Origin of the sequence: Nocardia sp. NPDC059764, assembly GCF_042732555.1 — a bacterium.
Lineage (GTDB): Bacteria > Actinomycetota > Actinomycetes > Mycobacteriales > Mycobacteriaceae > Nocardia.
In genome coordinates, this window is the sequence record NZ_JBHWHH010000340.1 from 1 (window position 1) to 2,200 (window position 2,200).

General features: G+C 66.7%; 4 protein-coding genes. 1 reads left to right on the forward strand and 3 read right to left on the reverse strand.

Features of this window, described 5'->3' with window-relative positions; genetic code table 11:
- Window positions 1–7: 7 nt before the first annotated feature.
- From rplT to infC, 3 genes are all read right to left on the reverse strand, one after another.
- Window positions 8–388 carry a 50S ribosomal protein L20 gene (gene rplT / locus ACFV4K_RS35460; RefSeq protein ID WP_040807291.1) on the reverse strand — a complete coding sequence of 127 codons (381 nt, stop codon included), beginning with the start codon at window positions 386–388 and terminating at the stop codon, window positions 8–10.
- 69 nt (window positions 389–457) lie between these two features.
- Window positions 458–652 (reverse strand): 50S ribosomal protein L35, encoded by a 195-nt coding sequence (gene rpmI / locus ACFV4K_RS35465; RefSeq protein ID WP_033090982.1) that lies wholly within the window; start codon window positions 650–652, stop codon window positions 458–460.
- 64 nt (window positions 653–716) lie between these two features.
- Complete coding sequence (infC, locus tag ACFV4K_RS35470) at window positions 717–1,415, reverse strand: translation initiation factor IF-3 (RefSeq protein ID WP_357286021.1); 699 nt, start codon at window positions 1,413–1,415, stop codon at window positions 717–719.
- A 332-nt stretch (window positions 1,416–1,747) separates the two neighbouring features.
- On the opposite strand from infC, the gene ACFV4K_RS35475 reads away from it, so the two are divergent.
- Window positions 1,748–2,116 (forward strand): DUF1844 domain-containing protein, encoded by a 369-nt coding sequence (locus ACFV4K_RS35475; protein WP_213560615.1) that lies wholly within the window; start codon window positions 1,748–1,750, stop codon window positions 2,114–2,116.
- Window positions 2,117–2,200: the final 84 nt, after the last annotated feature.

Consider the following 2,200-nt stretch of genomic DNA (forward strand, 5'->3'; position numbering starts at 1 on the left):
GACCGAATCAGGCGGCCGGGGCGTTGACGTCGGCCGGCAGGGCAGCCTTGGCGGCCGCGACCAGCTGGGCGAAGGCCTCGGCGTCGGAGACGGCGAGCTCGGCCAGGATCTTGCGGTCCACCTCGATGCCGGCGGCCTTGAGGCCCTGCATGAAGCGGTTGTAGGTCATGTCGTTCAGACGCGCGGCGGCGTTGATACGAGTGATCCACAGCTGACGGAAGTCACCCTTCCGCGCCCGGCGGTCCCGGTAGGCGTAGGTGAGCGAGTGCAGCTGCTGTTCCTTGGCCTTGCGGTACAGGCGCGACCGCTGACCGCGGTAGCCCTTGGAGGCCTCGAGAACGGAACGGCGCTTCTTCTGAGCGTTGACGGCCCTTTTGACGCGTGCCACTTTTCAGTCCTTGATCGAATAGGGGGTGCGGCGATCGCACCCGGAGGTTGGTCGGTCGGCTCAGCCGAATTACTTGGCGAGCAGCTTCTTGACGCGAGCGACATCGGCCTTGGCGACGACCTCCACGCCGTCCAGACGACGAGTCCGGGTGGTCGGCTTGTGCTCGAGCAGGTGGCGACGGTTCGCCTGCTGACGCAGCAGCTTGCCGCTGCCCGACACCTTGAATCGCTTCGAGGCGCCGCTGTGGCTCTTCATCTTCGGCATGGATTCCTCAGTTCTGTCGTGCCGGAGGCGCGCGGATACCACACGCCTCCGGAGCTTCTCGTTATTACTGCTGCGGGGTGGCCGATTCGGCAGCCGGGGCTGCGGTCTCGGCCGGGGCCGCCTCGGCGGGAGCCGGCGCGGGCGCACTGCTGCGCTGCTGCGTCGAGCTCGCGTCGTTCTGGGCCTTCACCCGCGTCTTCGCGCCCTTGTGCGGCGCGAGGACCATGGTCATGTTTCGGCCGTCCTGCTTGGCCGAGGTTTCGACGAATCCGAGGTCGGCGACGTCGGCGGCCAGTCGCTGCAGGAGCCGGAACCCGAGTTCGGGGCGCGACTGCTCGCGACCACGGAACATGATGGTGACCTTGACCTTCGACCCGGCCTCCAGGAAGCGCATCACGTGGCCGCGCTTGGTGGCGTAGTCGTGGTCATCGATCTTCGGGCGGAGCTTCTGCTCCTTGATCACGGTCTGGACCTGGTTCTTCCGGGACTCACGCGCCTTCTGCGCGGTCTCGTACTTGAACTTGCCGTAGTCCATGATCTTGCACACCGGCGGGCGTGCATCGGGCGCGACCTCGACCAGGTCGAGGTCAGCTTCCTGAGCGACGCGTAGTGCATCTTCAACACGCACGATCCCAACCTGCTCGCCGCCGGGTCCGATGAGTCGGACCTCGGGAACGCGGATGCGATCGTTGATGCGGGTCTCAGTGCTGATGGGGCCTCCTAGGTCAAGCGGTTCGTCAACGACCGCAAGCAATAACTGCAACCCCAATTTCAACACGAAAGCCCCGCTCCGGTATTTCACCAGCGCGGGGCCCGAGTCGACCGATCCACGACGCAAACAGCTCGCATCGCACCGCACGCAGGAAAAACCCACGCACAGAACCCATCACGCAAATGATGGGCGACCGGACCGCGCAACCTGGCACTGTCAGCGCTGGTTGACGGTGGGAGTCGGGCTCCACTTGATGCCCCGAGTCGGTTGCAGGAACCAGTCCGGGGCGGTCGTCGCGGAAGAGTCTAACACTCATAGCGGGGAGCTCCGAATCGGCCGCCCCCACGACCAGCGTCGACGCGCGCGATGGCATTCTCTACCCTATGAGCGAGGCTACCTTGAACGACGATTCCGCCCTCATCGACGGCGAGGTCGTGCGCGAACTGGCCGAGATCCCCGCGGTCGAGGTCATCAGCCGCGCCGCCGTCATGCTGATGAGCTCCGCGGCCGAGAAGCTGGGCCTCGGCGAACCCGACCCGGCCAGCAGCCCCCACCTGGACCTGGACGAGGCGCGCCGCGTCATCACCGCGCTCGCCGGCCTGGTCACCGCATCGGTCGAGTACCTCGGCCCGCACGCCGGTCCGATCCGCGACGGCCTGCAGTCGCTGCAGCGCGCGTTCCGCGAATCCTCGGAGTACCCGGACGCCCCGGGCGCGGGCCCGGGCGAGAAGTACACCGGCCCGGTGTACTGATCGAACCCGTCATTGATCTGTCGACAACGGCCCGCCCGAGTTCTTGCGGGGCGGGCCGTTGTCGTTCGAGCAGTCGCTACACCC